Raw genomic sequence first — 20,859 nt, 5'->3', positions numbered from 1 at the left:
TGATCGGCGTCATAGTTCGTCGTTCTTGTCTCTCGATCCTTCGGACGCCCGCGGCTGTACTTGGTGCATGGAATTCTTACGGCCTCAGACCTGGACCGAGGCGCTGTCCGCCAAGGCGGACGACGTCGACGCGGTGCCGATTCAAGGCGGAACCGACGTCATGGTCGAGATGAACTTCGACGTGCATCGCCCGGGCGCATTGTTGGACCTGAACCCGGTGACCGAACTCGCCGACTGGGAGCAGCTGCCCGACGGGACGCTGCGCGTCGGGGCGGGTGTCCCGTACGTGCGCATCATCGCCGAACTCGGCGACCGGCTTCCGGGTATCGCGCAGGCGTCGCGGACAGTGGGCTCCCCGCAGATCCGTAACCGCGGCACCGTCGGGGGCAATCTGGGTGGCGCATCACCCGCGGGAGACCTTCACGCACCCCTGTTGGCCGCCGGTGCCGTCGTCGAGGTCGAATCGGCTGCCCGCGGAACTCGGATGATTCCTGCGACCGAGTTCTACGTCGGAGTCAAACGGAACTCGTGCGCACCGGACGAACTGATCCGCGCGTTTCACGTACGGCCTGCGGCGGGCCCGCAGTACTTCTCCAAGATCGGTACTCGCAACGCCATGGTGATCGCCGTGTGCTCGTTCTCCATCGCACTGTTCCCCGAGCAACAGCGCGTGGGAACCGGGCTCGGCTCCGCTGCGCCCACGCCCCGGCGGGCTTACGCTGCCGAGGAATTTCTGGCGGGCGAGCTCGACTGGTCCGGTCCGCTCGACGACCGGATCGCTGCCCGCTTCGGCGAGTTGGTCTCGGAAGCAGCAAGCCCCATCGACGATGTGCGCGGCACAGCGCAGTACCGCAAGCACGCACTGGCAGTCATGGCCAAGAGAACTCTGGGCTGGTCCTGGAAAGAGCTCGGCGACAACGGAAAGGCAGCGTGATCTCATGCGAGTCAACTGCACTGTGAACGGCAAGGAACTCGAAGCGGACGACGTGTGGGAAGGAGAGAGCCTGCTGTACCTGCTCCGCGAACGTATGGGCTTGCCCGGATCGAAGAATGCATGCGAACAGGGTGAATGTGGTTCGTGCACGGTGTATCTCGATGGAGTACCCGCCTGCGCCTGCCTGGTGGCGGCGGGTCAGGTCGAAGGGCGCGAGGTCAGGACCGTCGAAGGACTGGCGGAGGGAGAGAAGCTGGACCCGATGCAGGAGGCCTTCGTCGAATGCGGAGCGGTGCAGTGCGGATTCTGCACTCCGGGTCTCGTCGTGCAAGCTCACGATCTGATCGAGCGGGTACCGAATCCGTCCGACGCGGAGATTCGCGAGTCACTCGCCGGAAACCTCTGCCGCTGCACAGGATACGAGAAGATCCTCGACGCAGTGCGTCTCGCCGCAACCAGGAAGGCCGAAGCCCAGTGACACGCACAGTGATTCGGAACGCATACATCGCACCCATCGTCGGGCACGAGATCCCGCGGGGATACGTCGTGATCGAGAACGGCGTCATCGCCGCGATCGGATCGGGAGACGCACCTGCGTCCGACGGAGCCGAGATCATCGACGCGGGCGGAGCTCTTCTGACGCCAGGGCTGGTGAACACCCACCACCACCTCTACCAGTGGGCGTCACAAGGGCTGGCCAAGGACAACACCCTGTTCGAGTGGCTCGTCGCGCTGTACAAGCCCTGGTCGAAGATGGACGCGGAGGTGGTCGGCGGAGCCGCCGCGGCCGGCCTCGCCTGGCTCGCCAAATCAGGATGCACGACCACCACCGACCACCACTACATCTTCCCGAAGGGGCGGGGTGACCTGTTCGCCGCCGAGATCGACGCCGCGAGCCGAATCGGAGTGCGATTCCAGCCGTGTCGCGGTTCGATGGACCGAGGGGTGTCCGACGGTGGTCTGCCACCGGACGAGGTGGTCGAGAGCCTCGACGACATCCTGACCGCGACGTCGGACGCGATCGACACCTACCACGACAGCTCGTTCGGCTCGATGCTGCGGATCGCCGTCGCTCCGTGTTCGCCGTTCTCCATCAGCAAGGACCTGCTCGTCGAGTCCGCATCTCTGGCGAGAAGCAAGAACGTTCGGCTGCACACGCATCTGGCCGAAACGCTGGACGAGGAAGAGCACTGTGTCGCTCAGATGGGCTGCACCCCCGTCGAGTACATGGAGCAGGTCGGCTGGCTCGGGGACGACGTGTGGTTCGCACACGCGGTGCACCTGCACGACTCCGACATCGCGAAGATGGCGGCCACCGGCACCGGAGCCGCCCACTGCCCGAGCTCCAACGCACGCCTCGGAGCAGGCATCGCGCGGATCTCGGATCTGCTCGCCGCAGGCGCTCCGGTGGGCCTCGGAGTCGACGGAAGCGCGTCCGCGGAGATGGTGCCGCTGGCCGGAGAGATCCGTCAGGCGATGTACATGCAGCGCGCCAAGTACGGTCCGACCGCGCTCACCGCACGCCAGGCATTGGAGATCGGGACGCTCGGCGGCGCAACAGTACTCGGTCGTCAGGACGAGATCGGGTCCATCGAGGTCGGCAAGGTGGCCGATCTGGCGCTGTGGCGCACCGACGGCTTCTACGCCGCGGTCGACGATCCGATCGTCGCATTCGCCTACGGACAGACCCCACCGTTGGCCCGGCTGCTGGTCGGGGGCCGCACGATCGTCGAGGACGACGTTCTCGTCAGCGCACCGCAGGACGCGGTAGCCCGAGAAGGCGCCGACGCGCACCGTCGGCTCATGACACTTGCGAAGGATGTACTGTGAGCTCCCCGACCGACACTGCTCCTGCCAAGACAGCTCCTGCCAGGTCTGCTCCTACCAGGGCTCCCCACGAGATCGCAGCCCCGGGACAAGGACGCGTCGGTGACAGCCCGTTGCGTCCCGACGGGACGTTGAAGGTCAAGGGAGAGTTCGCGTATTCGTCGGACCTGTTCATCGACGGGATGCTGTGGGGCGCAACGCTTCGGAGTCCGCATCCACGTGCGCGAATACTGTCGATCGACATCTCGAAGGCGCTGGCCACCCCGGGCGTCGAAGCCGTACTGACGCACGAGGACGTGCCGGGCCGCAAGTGCTTCGGCCTCGATCACACGTGGGACCAGCCCGTCCTCGCATTCGACGAGGTCCGCCACGAAGGCGAGCCGATCGCCTTGATCGCCGCCGACCACCCCGAGACCGCTCGCCGCGCAATGGAGAAGATCGCCGTCGAGTACGAGATACTCGAGCCCTTGACGGATGCACGGCGCGCGGCGCTCGACCCGACGTACCCGAAGGTGCAGGAGCGTGGGGGAGTAGCCAGGCATCAGCCCGTACGCGTGGGCGACGTCGCCTCGGCGAAAGAGCGCGCGGAGATCGTCGTCTCCAGCGATTTCTCCGTCGGCATCCAGGACCAGGCGTTTCTCGGACCTGAATCCGGCCTCGCGATTCCAGGCGAGGACGGCGGTGTCGACCTCTACGTCGCCACTCAATGGATGCACAACGACCTGGCCCAGATCGGACCGTGCCTCGGCCTGCCCGACGAGAAGATCCGCATGACCCTGGCCGGCGTGGGCGGCGCATTCGGCGGACGCGAAGACCTGTCCATGCAGATCCACGCCGCCATGCTCGCGATGTACACCGGCAAGCCCGTGAAGATCGTCTACAACCGCTACGAATCCTTCTTCGGCCACGTCCACCGCCACCCCGCGCAGATGCACTACGAATACGGCGCCAGCCGCGACGGCAAGCTGCTGTACGCCGACGTCGAGATCATCCTCGACGGAGGTGCGTACACGTCGGCAACGCTCAACGTCGTAGGCAATGCGGCGTCCCTCGGCGTCGGACCCTACGTGATCCCGAACATCGAGATCGACGCGTACGGCGTGTACACCAACAACCCACCGTGCGGGGCGATGCGTGGATTCGGCGCAGTACAAGCATGTTTCGCATACGAGTCGATGATGGACAAACTCGCCGAGGCCTGCGGAATCAGCCCCGTCGAAGTCCGGCAGATCAACGCCGTCAGCCAAGGATCGATCCTGGCGACCGGACAGGTCATCGAAGCACCCGCTCCACTGGCGGACATGCTCGCCCGCGCCGAGGCAATGGCACTGCCGGCCCCGCTCGACGCGTCGGACATCCGTAACCTGCCGGGCGGTGCCTCCCAGACCACGCACGGCGAAGGCGTCGTACGCGGCATCGGCTACGGCGTCGGAATCAAGAACATCTGCTTCTCCGAGAACTACGACGACTATTCCACCGCCCGAGTACGTCTCGAAGTCATCGGCGGGGAGGCAACCGCCCTGGTGCACACCGCGGCGGCCGAGGTCGGTCAAGGGTTGGTCACGTTGGAGGCGCAGATCGCGCGCACCGAGCTCGGCGTGACCAAGGTGGTCATTCATCCGGCCGACACTGCAGTCGGGAACGCAGGTTCGTCGTCGGCGTCGCGTCAGTCCTACATGACCGGCGGAGCCGTCAAGGCCGCGTGCGAGGCCGTCCGTGACGCCGTGTTCGTACTTGCGAGCCTGCACCTCGGACGAGCCGTCAGCGGACTGACCCTCGACGGCGGAAAGATCGTGTCGTCGGGTGAAGTACTCGCGACGATCGAGGATGTGTTGGGCGACCGCGTGATCGAGCAGACACGCGAATTTCACCACCGACCGACCAGCGGGATGGACCCCGTCACCGGTCAGGGTGCGAGCCACACGCAGCTTGCACTGTGCGTGCACCGAGCGGTCGTCGACGTCGACGTGGAGCTGGGTCTGGTGAAGGTCGTCGAAATGGCCGCCGTGCAGGACGTCGGCAAGATCCTCAACCGGCTCTCGCTCGAAGGACAGATCCACGGCGGATCGGCGCAGGGCCTGGGTCTGGCCGTCATGGAGGAGATCGTCGTGAAGGACGGACTCGTGAAGAACCCGTCCTTCACCGACTACCTCATCCCGACGATCCTCGACATGCCGCCCATGAAACTCGACATCCTGGAGAATGCAGACCCATTGGCGCCGTACGGCCTTCGTGGTGCGGGCGAGCCGCCCACCCTGTCCTCGACGCCGGCCGTCGTCGCTGCCATCCGCGACGCGACCGGGCTTGCCCTGACCCGTGTCCCCATCCGCCCCGAACACATCGTCGCGCCCTAGGAGGGCACATGACTCAGCTCGATTCGTCCGGCACGCGCGAACGCAGTACCTCGCCGCTGGACAAGTTCTTCTCGATCTCCCTGCGCGGATCCACCGTGTCCCGAGAAATCCGTGGCGGCATCACCACATTCGTCGCCATGGCGTACTTGATCGTCCTGATTCCGCTCATCATCGGTGACGCCAAGGACGTCACCGGTGCCACCCTCGATCCGGCACAGCTGTCCACGATGGTGGCGCTGTCCGCCGGGCTCACGACCATACTGATGGGCGTCGTCGGCAACGCACCGCTGGCCATGGCCGCCGGCCTCGGTGTGACCCCCATCGTGGTGTTCCAGGCCGCGCCCTACATGACGTGGCCGCAGGCAATGGGACTCGTCGTACTCGAAGGCGTCGTCATCGTGATCTTCGCGCTCACCGGAGTTCGACAGCTCATCATGGACGCCATACCGTTGGTGCTCAAGCAGGCCATCGGAGTGGGTATCGGCGCGTTCATCGCCTTGATCGGACTGGTCGACGCCGGCTTCGTCGGACACCACGAATCTGCCGCCACCGCCGTGACTCTCGGGACGTTCGGCAAACTCGCCGGCTGGCCGGTCTTCGTGTTCTGCGTCGGTCTCGTCGTGATGCTCATGCTGTTCGTCCGACGCGTGCCCGGCGCCATGCTCATCGGGATCTTCGTCGCCACCAATCTGGCGATCGTTCTGAACGCGGTGATCGACATCGACCCGAAGGCGTGGGGGCCCGTCGTGCCCAAGGTGCCGGACTCCATCGTCGCCACACCGCAATTCGGCCTATTGTTCGACGTGGACATCTTCGGCGGGTTCGCCCGAGCCGGAGTCGTCACCGCCTCGGTGGTCCTGTTCACCCTCGTACTGTCCGGATTCTTCGACGCCATGGGCACCATCCTCGGTGTCGGCGAGGAAGCAGGCCTGGTCGACAAGAAAGGCAAGATGCCAGGACTGAGCCGCATCCTCACCGTCGACGGCATCGGTGCCATCGTCGGCGGCGCGTTCAACGGATCCGCGAACACCGCCGTGGTGGAATCCGCGGCCGGTGTCACCGAAGGAGCGAGGACCGGACTGGCAAGCGTCGTCACCGGAGGACTGCTCACCAGCCTGATCTTCTTCACCCCGTTGGCCGGAGTGGTGCCGGTCGGAGCGGCAGCACCCGCACTGGTGCTGGTCGGTGCGCTGATGATGACCCACGTACGCAAGATCGACTGGGCGGACACCGACATCGCGATCCCCGCGTTCCTGACGATCGTGCTCATGCCGTTCACCTACTCCATCACCGTCGGCGTCGCAGCCGGTGTCATCGCCTACACCCTGGTTCGCGTGGCCAAGGGCAAAGTGCGACAGACACATTGGCTGCTGTACGTGATGTCCGCTGTCTTCCTGGTCTACTTCGCACTGCATCCCATCGAGGAAGCGCTCGGGATCTCCTGATGCGCGACATCGCATCGTCACTGGCGACCTGGAATTCCGTCGGAATGCCGTACGCCATCGCCACCGTCGTCTCCGTCTCCGGCAGCGCACCTCGCCTGCCGGGGGCGGCGATGGCCGTCGCAGCCGACGGCGAAGCAGTGGGAAGTGTGTCCGGCGGATGCGTCGAAGGTGCTGTCTACGAGCTGTGCCGCGACGTTCTCGCAACGGGTGTGCCCGTCAGGGAGAGCTTCGGATACAGCGACGACGACGCCTTCGCGGTCGGACTGACCTGCGGCGGCGTCATCGAGGTGTTCGTCTCCACCGCGCCGCCGGCGTCCGTCGTCGACGCGGTGGCCACCGGTGCCGACGTGGCGGTGGCCCAGCTGCTGGACGCCACCGGTGCGGTGCTGATGGTCGGCGCGCACGGGACGACGGGAACCACGGGTTTCGCGGACGTCGACGCCGTGGTCTCCAGCGAAGCGCTCGCCATGCTGGACAGTGGGTCGTCCGGCATCCGTTCGGTACGATGCCGCCCCGACGCCGAGGTGTTCGTCCAGTCTCACGCCACGCCGCCGCGACTGCTGATCTTCGGTGCCATCGACTACGCGGGCGCACTGGCCAGGCTGGGGAAGTTCCTGGGTTACCGAGTGACCGTGTGCGACGCTCGTCCGGTCTTCGCGACCGAGGCCCGCTTTCCCGACGCCGACGAGGTGGTGGCGGAATGGCCACACAGCTACCTCGCACGCACACCGGTGGATTCGCGCACCGTCGTCTGCGTCCTGACGCACGACGCGAAATTCGACGTTCCGTTGCTGGATGTGGCGCTACGGTTACCCGTCGCGTTCGTCGGAGCCATGGGTTCGCGGCGAACGCACCTCGACCGGCTGAGCCGTCTCAGGGACGTTGGGCTCACCGACCGCGAGCTGTCGCGGCTGCGATCGCCCATCGGCCTCGACCTCGGCGCCCGCACCCCGGAGGAAACAGCCCTGTCCATCGCCGCGGAATTCACCGCACTCCGACGGAACGGCAGTTGCCTGCCCCTCGTGCAGTCCACAGGTCCGATTCACCGCGACATCGAGAACGCACGCGTGTCCTGACTGCACACAAGTCGACGCCCCGGGGCCGAATGTGGCTTCCGGGGCGGACTCGTGTGCATTGACGGGTCAGGTCCTGCGGGAGAGGAGCTGCGGAGCGGCGAGGAAGGTACGACGCACCACACCGCGAAGGCCGAGCTTGTCGTACGCGGTGACGGGGTTCTTGTGGTGCAGGGAGGCGACGTCCACGGTGAACTCCTGGTCCGGGGCGAAGACGACGAGGTCGGCCACGGCGCCGACGGCTATGCGCCCCCGGTTCGGCAGGCCGACCTGGTCTGCGGTGTTCACCGCCATCCAGCGCACCACGTCGGCCAACGAGTGTCCGCGACGCGACGCCTCGGTCCACACTGCGGGCAGTGAGACCTGGAGCGACGCGATCCCGCCCCAGGCGTCGGCGAAATTGCCGGTGTCGAGTCGTTTGAGGTCGACGGTCGAGGGGGAGTGGTCTGTCACCACGGTGTCGATGATGCCGTCGGCGAGGCCCTGCCACAGCAGTTCTCGGTTGCCTGCCTCACGGATCGGGGGACAACATTTGAACTGTGTTGCACCGGGCGGGATGTCCTCGGCGTCGAAACACAGGTAGTGCGGGCATGTTTCGGCGGTGACGCGCACTCCGTCCTGCTTGGCCGCAGCTATCAGCGGCAGCGCGTCCGAGCTCGACAGGTGCAGAATGTGCACGCGACATCCCGTGCGCCGGGACAACTCGACGACCTGTGCGATGGCGAGGTTCTCGGCTGCGCGGGGCCGCGAATCGAGGAAACCCGAATACGCGGTGCCCGACGGCGGGGGCGCGGACGAGATCACGCCCGCGTCCTCGGCGTGGACGATCATCAACCCGTCGAACGACGCGATTTCGATGAGTGCCTTCTCGAGTTCCGGTGCCGAGAGGGGTGGAAACTCGTCGACGCCGGAGTGCAGCAGGAAACATTTGAACCCGAAGGCACCGGCGTCGTGCAGCGGACGAAGCTGGTCGACGTTGCCCGGCACTGCGCCACCCCAGAAGCCGACGTTCACCACCGATCGATCGGCCGCCACCCGTCGCTTGATCTCGAGAGCGTCCACGTCCACGGTCGGCGGAATGCTGTTGAGTGGCATGTCGACGATCGTCGTGATGCCGCCGGCCCGCGCGGCACGGGTGGCGCTGGCGAAGCCTTCCCACTCGGTGCGTCCGGGCTCGTTGACGTGCACATGAGTGTCGACGAGACCAGGGAGCAGCACTTCGTCGTCGGAGAGTTCGACGACGTCGTCGGCGTGCCGAGCATCGAGGGAAGCGATGCGCCCGTCTCGAATTCCCACCGACACCGCGCACTCCCATCCGTCGACGATCGCGCGCGGTGCCCTGATCAGCAGGTCGAACCTATCGGCCACCGTCGGCTCCGACCAGTTCGAAGGGGGACGCCGCCTGCCAGGCCTGATCGACGCTGTCCAACGCTTCGGCGTCCAGTTCGCCGAAGAGTCTGAGCCTGGACAGCCCGCCGTCGGGATAGACGTCGAGGCGCAGGTGCGTGTACGACTCGGCTCGATCGATCAGGAAACGATGGCGGGTATCCGGTTGTACGGCTGTGCGCGGGAGGATCTCGGTCCACGCGGTGTGGTCCGCTTTGTGTCGCCGACGAGAATCGACCGCGCTGAGCCGGATCCATCCCGGCGCGTTGCCGACGTAGTAGCTGGTGTCGACCTCCACGTGACGGGGAACGCCGGGCGCTGCCAGCTCGAAGATCGCGAAGTCGTTTCCGCCGCCGCGCCGACGAGAGTTCTCCCAGCCCTCGCCCATGTTGCGTGCGCGCCCCGGAAGGATGATGTTGGCGGGGGAGGAGTAGAAAGCGTCGGAGCATTCGGTCAGGGAGGCCCCGTTCTCGGCGGCGAGCAAGTCCACTGTGCCGCCGAGGAATCGAGGGTCCTGGACGACCTTGCCGTGTACACGGAATCGAGCGACACCTCCGTCCGGGTAGATCGACAACCGGACATGCGTCCAGCGGTGTCGATCGGCGACCTCGTAGAGATTCGCAGTGTCGCCGTCCGCCGGGGACTTGGCGACGATGGTCTGCCAGTCGGCCTTCATCACCTCGTCGATCGACGGGTAGCCGTCGACGAATGCGGCCTCGACCGACACGAATGGCGGATAGTTGCCCTTGAAGTACGCGGTGTCGACCACCACACCGTGGACGATGCCCGGCGCCGCGAGACGAACGATTGCCCAGTCGTGGCCACCGTCGTCGCGTCGCCGCCGCGTCTCCCAGCCGTCGTACACCTTGCCCTTGTGTCCGAAATCGTGGGGATCGAAAAACGGTGCTTCAGGACGAATCAGGTTCTCCCGCTGGGCGAACAGTTCGTCGTTGGCGGCCGAGACGCTTCCGCCCAGGGCGCGTGAGGCGAGATCGGTGAGGTGAGTGAAATCCTTGATGGTCATCTGTGCCTTTCCTAGTCCATCATCAGCAGGGCAGTGGGTGCATCGGCCGACGTGACGGCCAGTTCCTCGAACTCACCGACGTTGTCGATCTCGGTGCCCATAGCGATGTTGGTGACGCGCTCGAGCACGATCTCCACGACGACCGGGACCTTGTGTTCCGACGCCAGGGTCCGGGCACGGACGAGTGCTTCACCGATCAGCTCCGGCTCGGTCACGCGAAGTGCTTTGCATCCCAATCCTTCTGCGACACGGACGTGGTCGACGCCGTATCCCTTGGGCAGGGTCTCCTCTGCTTCCTGGGTGTTGATGTTGTCGAATCCGAGTTGGACGCAGAAGTCCATGTCGAAGGCGCGCTGCGCCTGACGGATCAGACCGAGATAGGAGTTGTTGACGACGACGTGCACGTACGGCAGGTTGAACTGCGCTCCGACGGCCAGTTCCTCGATCATGAACTGGAAGTCGTAATCACCGGAGAGGGCAACGACGTTCGCCGACGAATCGGCGGCGACGGCACCGAGGGCGGCCGGAATGGTCCAACCCAACGGGCCGGCTTGCCCGCAGTTGATCCAGTTGCGCGGGGAGAACACGTGCAGAAACTGTCCGCCCGCGATCTGCGACAGACCGATGGTGCTGATGTATCGGGTGTCCCGGCCGAAGACCTTGTTCATCTCCTCGTACACGCGTTGTGGCTTGATCGGCACGTTGTCGAAATGGGTGCGTCGGTGCATGGTGGATTTGCGGTGGGCACACGCCGCGACCCAGTCACCGAGATCGCGCAGTGTTCCCGCTGCCTTGCGTTCCCGGGCGACCGCGATGAACTGCTCGAGGGCAGCCTTGGCGTCGGAGATGATTCCGTAGTCGGGCGCGAAGACGCGGCCGATCTGGGTGGGTTCGATGTCGACGTGGATGAACTTCCGCCCCTTGCGGTAGGTGTCGAGGCCCCCGGTGTGCCGGTTGGCCCAACGATTGCCGATGCCCAACACGAAGTCCGACGCCAGCAACGTGGCGTTTCCGTACCGGTGTGCGGTCTGCAGTCCCACCATGCCCGCGGCGAGGCGGTGGTCGTCGGGAATGGTGCCCCATCCCATCAGGGTCGGAACGACGGGGACGTCGAGGATTTCCGCCAGTTCGACGAGGAGGTCGGATGCGTCGGCGTTGATGATGCCGCCGCCGGCGACGATCAACGGGCGATCGGCGGCGAGGAGCATGTCGATCGCCTTCTCGGCCTGCGCCCGAGAGCACAGCGGCTTGTGCACCGGCAGAGGCTGGTAGGTATCGGGATCGAAGTCGATTTCGGCGAGCTGTACGTCGATGGGCAGATCGATCAGGACCGGCCCAGGTCGGCCGGACCGCATCAGGTGGAATGCCTGAGCGAATGCGCCTGGTACCTGCGCCGGTTCGAGAACGGTCATCGCCATCTTGGTGACGGGCCCGGCGATCGCGGCGATGTCGACGGCTTGGAAGTCCTCCTTGTGCAGCCGTGCAACGGGAGCCTGGCCGGTGATGGCCAGGATCGGGATGGAATCGGCCATCGCGGAGTACAGGCCGGTGATCATGTCGGTGCCGGCCGGGCCGGACGTTCCGATACAGATTCCGATGTTGCCTGCGGCGGCGCGGGTGAACCCCTCGGCCATGTGCGAGGCACCTTCGACGTGGCGCGCGAGGACGTGGCGAATGCCGCCGTGGTCACGCATCGCGGCGTAGAAGGGATTGATCGCCGCGCCGGGCAGACCGAACGCGGTCGTTGCGCCTTCGAGTTCGAGAATCTTGACGGCCGCATCGGCCGCGCGCATCTTGGGCATGTCAGTTCACCGTGGTTTCTGTGTCGAGGGTTCCGGACAGACGAGCGACCCCGCGGTAGAGAGCCGAATGATCCAGCCCGCCGTCGCCGTTGGCCCGGGCCGACGCCATCAGCTGGGCCAGGACAGCACCCATCGGCACGACGACGCCTGCCTCGCGGGCAGCGGAGGTGACGATGCCGAGGTCCTTGTGGTGCAGGTCGATTCGGAAACCCGGTTCGAACGATCTGTCCAGCATCTTCTGTGCCTTCTGGTTCAGCACTGCTGAACCGGCGAGGCCTCCGCCGAGCACCTCGACCGACGCCGCGAGGTCCACTCCGTACGCCTCGAGGAATGCGATGGCCTCGGCGAGAACCTGAATGTTGCCGGCGACGATCAACTGATTGGCGGCCTTGACGGTCTGCCCCGACCCGCTGGGACCGACGTGTACCACCGTCTTTCCGACCACGTCCAGAACCGGCTTGGCGGAGGCGAAGTCCTCCGCGCTTCCACCGACCATGATCGACAGCGTGGCGTTCTCGGCGCCTGCCTGGCCTCCCGAGACGGGCGCGTCGATCAAACGGAACCCGCGGGTCGCGGCCTCCTCGGCGAGCGAGGCGGTCACGTCCGGGCGGATGCTCGAGAAGTCGATGACGAGGGTGCCGCGGCGGGCATGGTCGAACACGCCGTCCTTACCGAGCAGCACCTCCTGCACGTCGGGGGAATCGGGGACCATGACCGCCACGATGTCGGCGTCGGCGACGGCCTTCGCGATGGAGTCCGCGGCGGTGCCACCGGCGGCGACGAGTGGGCCGGTGCGGTCGGGCGTCAGGTTGTAGCCGACGACATGGTGTCCGGCCTCGGCGAGATGAACGGACATGGGGCTTCCCATGATTCCCAGACCGATGAAAGCGATTGTGCTCATGGAGATTCCTTACGTGGAGGTGGGGGCGGCGACCCAGGACGAGGTGTCGCGCAGCCAGGAGAAGGTGTCGGGGCGAGTGGCCTTGTACTCGACGCCGATGTAGCCGTCGTAGCCGTTGCCGCTCAGTTGCGACAGGTAGGTGGGCAGGTCGAGCGTTCCGGTTCCGGGCTCGCCGCGGCCGGGGGAGTCGGCGATCTGAACGTGACCGATGAGGTCGGAGTAGGAGTCGAGTGCGGCGGCGACGTCGTCCCCGTTGACGTCGAGGTGATACAGATCGGCCAGCAGACGAAGGCTGTGTACGTCGTGGTCGCGCTCGACGCGTCGAATGACGGCCACGGCGTCGTCGGCGGTCAGGAGCGGGTATGCCGGTGCACCGCTGACCGGCTCGATCAGCACGACGGCGCCGATGTCGGCTGCAGCGGCTCCGGCGGCAGCCAGGTTCTCGGCCGCGACACGATCCTGCTCGGCGGGGTCGATGCCGTCGATTCGGTTTCCGTACAACGCGTTGAATGCGCCGGTGCCGAGCGTCTTCCCGATGCCGACAGTGACGTCGATGTTGTCACGGAAGGCACGAACCTGCGAGGGGTCGCTCAGAATTCCACGGTCCCCCGCAGGCATGTCGCCCGCGGCGAAGTTGAGTCCGGTCAGCTGAACGCCTGCATCCCGGACGGCGGAGACGAACGCATCCACGTCGCTGTCGCCGGGAACCGGAGTCGGAAACGGCCACCAGAATTCCACGGCGTCGAACCCCGCCGCCTTCGCGGCAGCCGGTCGCTCCAGCAGCGGAACGTCGGTGAACAGGATGGAGCAGTTGACCGTGTACGAGTTGTTCTGCATTGCTGTACCTTTCGTCATCTCGGGACCGGGAGCCCGCGATATTGTCGCCAACCTCCAGTGTGAGTGATGTCGGTCAGATCGTCCGGATGCTCCTCGAGAACCCAGGGGCGCAGTCCTACGCCCAGCACGGAACGCCCGTCCTCGAGTTCGACGACTGTCAGCTCGAGCTCCGGTGGCTCGTCGGGCAGAAACGCAGTCCGGATGTCGTCCAGTGGGATGTCGTAGAGCTCGCCGTCGATCGCCGCTCCTGAAGCGTCGTCCAGCAGTAGTGCCGGGAACTCGTCGCGAACCGAGTAGAAGCGGTACTTGGCGGTCGTTCTGGCGGTTCCGACGAATGGGTGGCCGGCGACGTTGTGGTGAAGGTTGCCGCCGCGCATGGCTCCGCCGTTGCAGAACAGCTCGGTCATCTATGCCTCCTCGGGTCGATTGAATTTCGCATTGTGGAATAGAAATTCCAGCGATACGGAAAGTGTGATCCACCGCACGGCGATCTGTCAACCGTGCGGACCCCCGCCGGTAACAATTCCATGATGCGAAATCCGTTGCGTTCCAATGGGCATGACTTCTCGGCAAACTGGTCGGCACAAACTCTTGACAGCAATATGTGATGGCTGTCACGCTCAATATATGGAATCGACATTTCGCATTACGGAATTGGGAGAGGTAGGCGCGGCACAGCGTCTGAACGCAGCCGCCGAACCCGACGTGCAGAGGATGCTTGCAGCGGCACTGGACGTTCCTCGTTGGATCGAGCACATTGTCGGGCACCTGCCGTACGAGGACGACGACGAGTTACGCCGGGCCGTGTTCGCTGCGGCAGCCCCACTGACCACCGACGAGATCGACCGAGCGCTCGACGTGCACCCTCGCATCGGGGAACGCCCGGAGGGCGACGACGACCACGCACGCAGTGCCCGGGCGGAGCAGGCGGGCCTCGACATGTCGGCCACCGACGTCCGGCGACGGCTGCGCGACGGAAACATCGCCTACGAGAGGCGCTTCGACCGGGTGTTTCTCGTTCGCGCTGCCGGCCGGAGCATCGACGACATCGTCGACATGCTGGAGCATCGCCTCGGCAACGAACCGGATGTCGAGGAGCGCGTCGTCGAGCGTGAACTCCGTGAGATCGCCGCCGTGCGATTGGCGAGGGAGTCGTAGATGCCCGGACGTAGCTTCGTCACCACCCACGTGCTCGACTCGTCCAGTGGCGCTCCTGCACAGGGCGTTTCGGTCGTACTCTCGAATGCTCGGCAGGAGATCGCCCAGGGCGTCACCGATTCCGAAGGGCGCATCGAAAGCCTGGGCCCCGACGCTCTCGACCCAGGCCGATACCGCCTCACCTTCGACACCGGCCGCTATTACGCCGACCGTGATGTCCACACCTTCTACCCCGCAGTCGAGATCGTCTTCGAGACAGCCCCGGACGCCTCGCACTACCACGTACCACTTCTTCTCAGCCCGTTCGCATTCACGACCTATCGAGGGAGCTAGACATGAGCATCGTTCTCGGAGCAAATCAGTACGGAAAGGCCGAATGCCGCCTGGTCAGAATCGATCGGGACACTCCGCGTCACCGCATCACCGACGTCAGCGTCACCTCCCAGCTGCGGGGTGATCTGGAAGCCGCCCACACCGTCGGCGACAACAGTCACGTCGTCGCGACGGACACCCAGAAGAACACCGTGTACGCCTTCGCCCGGGAGGGACTCGGCGCAATCGAGGACTTCGCTCTGCGTCTCGGCCGGCACTTCACCGACAGTTTCGACTGGATCGACGGCGGGAGGTGGGAGATCGAGCAGTACAGCTGGGCGCGAATACCGTCGGGCACCGACGGTTACGACCACTCGTTCGTCAAGAGCAGTGACGAGAAGCGCAACACCGTCGTGACCATCGACGAAACCGGCCCGACGGTGATCTCCGGCGTCAGTGATCTCGTCGTCCTGAACTCCACGGCATCGGAGTTCTGGGGATACCCCAAGGATCGGTACACGACGCTGAAGGAGACGACCGACCGCATTCTCGCGACATCGGTCAGCGCGCGGTGGCGGTACCTGTCCACCGACCTCGATTTCGACAAGGTCTTCGACGACGTCCGGTCGATCATGCTCGACGCCTTCGCATCCACCCACTCGTTGGCGTTGCAGCAGAGTCTGTTCCAGATGGGAACCCAAGTCCTCGAAGCGCACCCGGAGATCGGCGAGATCAAGTTCTCCATGCCCAACATCCACCACTTCCTCGTCGATCTCGAGCCGTTCGGACTCGACAACCCAGGTGAAGTGTTCTACGTCGCCGACCGGCCGTACGGACTGATCGAGGCGACGGTGAAACGCGACGACGTTCCCGACGCCGGGCACGTGTGGGCCACCGTACCCGGATTCTGTTAGGAGCGAAGGCCATGAAGCTGAGGAAGGCCGGGAGCGGAGCCCGCGGGAGTGACCAGGGTAAGGCCGGTAGTGGAGATGACAAGGGTGATCAGGGGCGTCCGGAGGACGAGCGCCTGTCGATCGGTAGGTCGTATCTCTATGGATTGCAACATATCCTGACGATGTACGGCGGGGTGATCGCGCCGCCTTTGATCGTCGGTGGTGCGGCCGGGTTGAACGGCACCCAGATTGCGGTTCTTGTGTCGGCTGCACTGTTCGTCAGTGGTGCTGCGACGATGCTCCAGACCCTCGGGCTTCCGTACGTCGGCGCGAAACTGCCGTTGGTCCAGGGTATTTCCTTCGCTTCCGTGTCGACGATGGTTGCGATTGCCAGTGGTCCCGACGGTTTGAACTCGGTGTTCGGTGCCATCATCGCGGCCGGTGCGATCGGAATTCTGATCACGCCGTTTTTCAGCAAGATCGTCCGGTTCTTCCCTCCGGTCGTGACGGGCACGATCATCACGGTGATCGGGATTTCGCTTCTTCCGGTGACGGTGCGGTGGGCGATGGGTGGCGATCAGGGCGCTGCCGATTGGGGGTCGATGTCCAACATCGGTCTCGCGGGCTTCAGTCTCGCCGTGGTGCTCCTGGTCAGCCGGTTCGTGCAGGGAACGCTCTCTCGCCTGTCGATACTCATCGGAATCGTCGTCGGCACCGGGTTCGCGTTCGCCGTCGGCAAGGCCGACTTCTCCGATGTGGGGACCGGCAGCTTCTTCGCGTTGCCGGAGCCGTTCGCATTCGGGGCGCCCGTCTTCCAGATCGGCGCGATCATCTCGATGGTCGTCGTCATTCTGGTCATCATGACCGAGACGACGGCGGACATCCTTGCCGTCGGCGAGATCGTCGGCACGGACGTCGATGCTCGGCGGGTCGGGGACGGGCTCCGGGCGGACATGATCGCGACGACGGTTGCACCGGTGTTCGGGACTTTCCCGGCGAGTGCCTTCGCGCAGAACGTCGGACTCGTGGCCGTCACCGGGATCAAGAGTCGCTACGTGGTGGCTGCCGGCGGTTCGGTGTTGCTGTTCCTCGGTCTCTTTCCGGTGTTGGGCCGGGTGGTGGCGTCGGTGCCGCTGCCCGTGCTCGGTGGCGCGGGGATCGTGTTGTTCGGCTCGGTCGCCGCCAGCGGAATCAGAACACTGTCCAAAGTGAACTTCGACGGCAACCTGAATCTCGTCATCGTCGCGGTCGCCCTGGGATTCGGCGTCATTCCGATCGCGGTGCCGGGCTTCTACTCGGCCTTCCCCGAGTGGGTACACGTGGTCTTCGATTCGGGAATCAGCGCTGCCAGCATCGTGGCCGTGGTTCTGAACATCGCCTTCAACGTGTTGACCAAGGGAAACAAGGCATCACCGTCCGTGGTCACCGCGGCACCGCCCGTGGCCACGCGACACCACTCCACCTGAGTAGAGCGGTGGAGGTCGGCAGGTGAAATAGGGTAGCGGTAACCGAACGAGTCGAGAGGTGATCCATGGCGGTGGGTGGCGGAGTGCAGTCGGTCGAGCGGGCATTCGAGCTTCTCGACATCATGGCGGCCTCGGGAGGATCGATCGGTATCAGTGAACTCGCCGAGGCCGCAGATCTTCCGATGCCCACGGTGCACCGACTGATCGGAACCCTGGTGACGCTCGGTTACGTTCGCCGTCTCGCCACCCGCCGGTACGCGTTGGGCACCAAGTTGATCGGGTTGGGCGACAGCGCAACCAAATTGATCGGGGGATGGGCGAAACCGTATCTGTCCGAGCTCGTTCGGCAGACGCACGAGACGTCGAACATGGCGTTTCTGGAAGACGACATGGCCGTCTACGTCGCTCAGGTGCCGTCGGAGCACGCCATGCGGATGTTCAACGAAGTGGGTCAGCGTGTGCTTCCGCATTCCACCGGGGTGGGCAAGGCCCTCTTGTCTCAGCTGCCCGACGACGAGGTCCGTGCCCTCGTCTCGCGGACCGGCATGGCCCCGCGGACGGTCAACACGCTGAACTCCCTCGACGCACTGCTCGCGGATCTCGCCGTCGTCCGATCGCGCGGGTATGCGATCGACGACGGTGAGCAGGAGGTGGGTGTTCGGTGTTTCGCAGTTCCCGTGATCGGAGCGCCGACGCTCACCGCCATGTCCATCGCCGGGCCGACCGCGCGGGTGACCCTGGAGTCCGCTGAGCAGTTCGTTCCACTTCTGGTGTCCGCAGCCGAACGGTTGTCGAAGGACCTCCAGCCTCGCTGACGGCGCCGTGTGCTCGTTCCAATCTTGACACCCGTCCGTATCAGATGGAAAGTGACACCTAGCAGTTCCCAATACGGGGGGAACGGAGACTGGAGGTGACGGGCGATGCCCACACTCTCGAACAAGGTTGTCTTCATCACGGGCGCGGCGCGCGGTATCGGTGCGGAAACAGCCCGTGCACTGGCGGCCCGGGGGAGCAAGCTGGTGTTGACCGACGTCGACGAGGAGCCACTGCTCGCGCTGGGCGTCGAGCTGGGCGACGCCGCGGTCACCGTCGTGGCCGACGTCCGCGACCTCGACGCGACGCAGGCCGCGGTCGACGCAGGCATTGCGCGCTTCGGCGGCATCGACCTCGTGCTGGCCAACGCCGGCATCTCCAGCTACGGCTCGGTACTCCAGGTCGACCCCGCCACGTTCGCGCGAGTGATCGACATCAACGTCCTCGGGGTGTTCCACACCGTTCGGGCGGCGCTGCCGTCGTTGATCGAGCGCAACGGCTATGTCCTCGTCGTGTCGTCGCTCGCCGCATTCGCTGCGTGCCCCGGCCTGGCGGCGTACAACGCGAGCAAAGCCGGAGTCGAGCAGTTCGCGAACGCGCTGCGGCTCGAGGTCGCACACCAGGGCGTTGGCGTCGGATCTGCGCACATGGCCTGGATCGACACTCCACTCGTTCAGGACGCCAAATCCGATCTCGGTGCGTTCCGTGAAATGCTCGAGGTCATGCCGGGGCCGTTCGGGCGAACGATGACCGTCGACACATGCGTCGACGCCTTCGTCGCGGGGCTCGAAGGTCGCAAGCGGAAGGTGTACGTGCCCGGCTGGGTCGGAGTGGCGGGCAAGTTCCGTGCCGTCCTGAACTCGGCAGTGGGGGACAGGGCGCTGTTGAAGCACGTACCGAGATTGCTGCCCAAGATGGACGCCGAAGTCGCCGCTCTCGGGCGCTCGACCAGCGCACGCAACAAGTAGACCAGACGGCACGGACGAAAGAGACCCGATGACAACGACATCCCCCTCGGACACTTCATCGCGAACCGAAACGGAATCGGTCGACTTCCTCATCGTCGGCGCAGGCCTGTCCGGCATCGGTGCGGCGCATCATCTCCAGGCGAAACTGCCGGGCAAGTCGTACGCGATTCTCGAGAGCCGCGGCGCGATCGGCGGTACGTGGGACCTGTTCCGATATCCAGGAATTCGGTCCGACTCCGACATGTACACCCTCGGGTACAACTTCCGACCGTGGACGGGCGACAAGTCGATCGCCGACGGCAAGGACATCCGTGAGTACATCGAGGACACCGCGAAGGACGAGGGGATCGACCGTCACATTCGGTTCCACCACAAGGTCGTGTCCGCCGAATGGTCCTCCGCGACGTCCAAGTGGACGGTGACTGCTCAGCGTTCCGGCGGAGAGATCGTGACGTTCGAGGCGTCGTTCCTGATGTGCTGCAGTGGGTACTACGACTACGACAAGGGATTCACTCCGGAGTTCGAGGGCATCGAGAATTTCGGTGGGACCGTGATCCACCCGCAGAAATGGCCGGAGGATCTCGACTACTCCGGCAAGAAGGTCGTCGTCATCGGCAGTGGCGCGACGGCGATCACGTTGGCGCCCAACCTGGCTCGTGAAGCATCGCACGTCACGCTGCTGCAGCGTTCACCCAGCTACATCATGTCCTTGCCGTCCGAGGACCCGGTTGCGCTCGGTCTGCGCAAGTACCTGCCTGCGCGTGCCGCGTACGGAATCACCAGGACGAAGAACGCTGTGACCGCGATAGGACTGTACGTTCTGTGCCAGCGTTACCCGAAGTTCATGAAGAAGCAGATCAGGAAGCTCCAGGAAGGGTGGCTCCCGAAGGGGTACGACCTGGACACCCATTTCACTCCTCGGTACAACCCGTGGGATCAACGGCTCTGCCTGGTTCCCGACAACGATCTGTTCCGATCGATCCGCAAGAACGAAGTGGACATCGTCACCGATCACATCGACAAGTTCACCGACACCGGCATCGATCTGAAGTCCGGCGAGCATCTGGACGCGGACATCGTCGTCACCGCGACAGGACTGAACCTCGTGGCGTTCGGCAACGTGACGCTCTCCGTCGACGGCCGCGTCGTCGACCTCACGGACACGATGGCGTACAAGGGCATGATGCTGACCGACGTGCCGAATTTCGCGTTCGTCGTCGGCTACACCAACGCATCGTGGACCCTCAAAGCCGACCTGGTGTCCGACTACGTCGCCAGGCTGCTCGCACACATGGACAGGAACGGCGCGCGGGAAGTGCGGCTGAAGCGGGACGCCTCGATAGGGGAGGAACCGTTCCTCGACTTCGCGGCCGGTTACGTTCTCCGCTCGGTCGATTCGTTCCCCAAGCAGGGATCGTCCGCTCCGTGGAAACTGCGCATGAACTACTTCCGCGACCTGCCTGCTCTGCGGTACGGCAAGCTGGTCGACGACAACATGAGCTTCCGGTGATGCGTCACCGGCGACACCGACACGGCCTGTGAGGTAACACAGGTCGGTAACGGGCCGATTGGTATTCGAACGTTACTCTCGGAGCGGCATTTCAATTGGATGCGCAGGTGATGGCCTGGCATTATGTGGTCGAAGTGTCCGTTTTCGATGGGTGCT

General features: G+C 65.0%; 19 protein-coding genes. 13 read left to right on the top strand and 6 right to left on the bottom strand.

Features of this window, described 5'->3' with window-relative positions; translation table 11 throughout:
• Positions 1-67: 67 nt before the first annotated feature.
• The 6 genes from BH95_RS03290 to BH95_RS03265 are packed head-to-tail and all read left to right on the top strand — an operon-like array spanning position 68 to position 7,636.
• Positions 68-934, top strand: coding sequence for an FAD binding domain-containing protein (locus BH95_RS03290; protein WP_037141548.1), 867 nt, complete (start codon positions 68-70; stop codon positions 932-934).
• Positions 935-938: 4 nt separating this feature from the next.
• Entirely contained in the window at positions 939-1,412 is a 474-nt protein-coding gene (locus tag BH95_RS03285; protein WP_019664813.1) for a (2Fe-2S)-binding protein, read from the top strand.
• 8 nt (positions 1,413-1,420) lie between these two features.
• Positions 1,421-2,764 (top strand): 8-oxoguanine deaminase, encoded by a 1,344-nt coding sequence (locus tag BH95_RS03280; RefSeq protein ID WP_037142056.1) that lies wholly within the window; start codon positions 1,421-1,423, stop codon positions 2,762-2,764.
• The gene (locus BH95_RS03275) at positions 2,761-5,115 is read left to right on the top strand and encodes a xanthine dehydrogenase family protein molybdopterin-binding subunit (RefSeq protein WP_244164791.1); all 2,355 of its coding nucleotides are present in this window, start codon (positions 2,761-2,763) and stop codon (positions 5,113-5,115) included. Before BH95_RS03280 ends, BH95_RS03275 begins: the two co-directional genes overlap by 4 nt.
• Positions 5,116-5,123: 8 nt before the next feature.
• Entirely contained in the window at positions 5,124-6,560 is a 1,437-nt protein-coding gene (locus tag BH95_RS03270) for an NCS2 family permease (RefSeq protein WP_019664810.1), read from the top strand.
• Entirely contained in the window at positions 6,560-7,636 is a 1,077-nt protein-coding gene (locus BH95_RS03265; protein WP_037180943.1) for an XdhC family protein, read from the top strand. Before BH95_RS03270 ends, BH95_RS03265 begins: the two co-directional genes overlap by 1 nt.
• Positions 7,637-7,702: 66 nt before the next feature.
• Here BH95_RS03265 and allB read toward each other — a convergent pair whose 3' ends face one another.
• Genes allB through BH95_RS03235 form a run of 6 tightly spaced genes read right to left on the bottom strand, consistent with a single transcriptional unit; the run spans position 7,703 to position 13,990 of the window.
• Complete coding sequence (allB, locus tag BH95_RS03260; protein ID WP_037180941.1) at positions 7,703-9,001, bottom strand: allantoinase AllB; 1,299 nt, start codon at positions 8,999-9,001, stop codon at positions 7,703-7,705.
• Positions 8,991-10,043, bottom strand: a complete 1,053-nt coding sequence (gene alc, locus BH95_RS03255; RefSeq protein WP_019664807.1) for an allantoicase — start codon at positions 10,041-10,043, stop codon at positions 8,991-8,993. Before alc ends, allB begins: the two co-directional genes overlap by 11 nt.
• An 11-nt stretch (positions 10,044-10,054) precedes the next feature.
• Positions 10,055-11,845 (bottom strand): glyoxylate carboligase, encoded by a 1,791-nt coding sequence (gcl, locus tag BH95_RS03250; protein ID WP_020111714.1) that lies wholly within the window; start codon positions 11,843-11,845, stop codon positions 10,055-10,057.
• Position 11,846: 1 nt separating this feature from the next.
• Positions 11,847-12,746 (bottom strand): 2-hydroxy-3-oxopropionate reductase, encoded by a 900-nt coding sequence (locus tag BH95_RS03245; protein ID WP_033190409.1) that lies wholly within the window; start codon positions 12,744-12,746, stop codon positions 11,847-11,849.
• Positions 12,747-12,755: 9 nt separating this feature from the next.
• A complete protein-coding gene (locus BH95_RS03240) occupies positions 12,756-13,583 on the bottom strand; it encodes a hydroxypyruvate isomerase family protein (RefSeq protein WP_037180939.1) in 828 nt (275 codons plus the stop codon).
• 14 nt (positions 13,584-13,597) lie between these two features.
• Positions 13,598-13,990 (bottom strand): allophanate hydrolase-related protein, encoded by a 393-nt coding sequence (locus BH95_RS03235; protein ID WP_019664803.1) that lies wholly within the window; start codon positions 13,988-13,990, stop codon positions 13,598-13,600.
• Between the two features lie 220 nt (positions 13,991-14,210).
• On the opposite strand from BH95_RS03235, the gene uraD reads away from it, so the two are divergent.
• The 7 genes from uraD (at position 14,211) to BH95_RS03200 (ending at position 20,703) form a co-directional block, all read left to right on the top strand.
• Positions 14,211-14,741, top strand: a complete 531-nt coding sequence (gene uraD, locus BH95_RS03230; RefSeq protein ID WP_052059947.1) for a 2-oxo-4-hydroxy-4-carboxy-5-ureidoimidazoline decarboxylase — start codon at positions 14,211-14,213, stop codon at positions 14,739-14,741.
• Complete coding sequence (uraH, locus tag BH95_RS03225; protein ID WP_019664801.1) at positions 14,742-15,074, top strand: hydroxyisourate hydrolase; 333 nt, start codon at positions 14,742-14,744, stop codon at positions 15,072-15,074. It begins immediately after the preceding gene.
• Between the two features lie 2 nt (positions 15,075-15,076).
• Positions 15,077-15,967, top strand: a complete 891-nt coding sequence (gene pucL, locus BH95_RS03220; RefSeq protein ID WP_020111709.1) for a factor-independent urate hydroxylase — start codon at positions 15,077-15,079, stop codon at positions 15,965-15,967.
• 11 nt (positions 15,968-15,978) lie between these two features.
• Positions 15,979-17,412, top strand: coding sequence for a nucleobase:cation symporter-2 family protein (locus BH95_RS03215; protein WP_157773031.1), 1,434 nt, complete (start codon positions 15,979-15,981; stop codon positions 17,410-17,412).
• A gap of 65 nt (positions 17,413-17,477) precedes the next feature.
• Positions 17,478-18,227 carry an IclR family transcriptional regulator gene (locus BH95_RS03210; RefSeq protein ID WP_019664797.1) on the top strand — a complete coding sequence of 250 codons (750 nt, stop codon included), beginning with the start codon at positions 17,478-17,480 and terminating at the stop codon, positions 18,225-18,227.
• Positions 18,228-18,332: 105 nt separating this feature from the next.
• A complete protein-coding gene (locus BH95_RS03205; RefSeq protein WP_019664796.1) occupies positions 18,333-19,193 on the top strand; it encodes an SDR family oxidoreductase in 861 nt (286 codons plus the stop codon).
• 28 nt (positions 19,194-19,221) lie between these two features.
• Positions 19,222-20,703: a flavin-containing monooxygenase gene (locus BH95_RS03200; protein WP_019664795.1), complete on the top strand. Its 1,482-nt coding sequence runs from the start codon at positions 19,222-19,224 to the stop codon at positions 20,701-20,703.
• Positions 20,704-20,859 lie beyond the last annotated feature (156 nt).

Source organism: Rhodococcoides fascians A44A, from assembly GCF_000760735.1.
Classification (GTDB): domain Bacteria; phylum Actinomycetota; class Actinomycetes; order Mycobacteriales; family Mycobacteriaceae; genus Rhodococcoides; species Rhodococcoides fascians_E.
The sequence above is the reverse complement of the archived record's forward strand: the minus strand, read 5'-3'. Positions and strand labels throughout refer to the sequence as shown.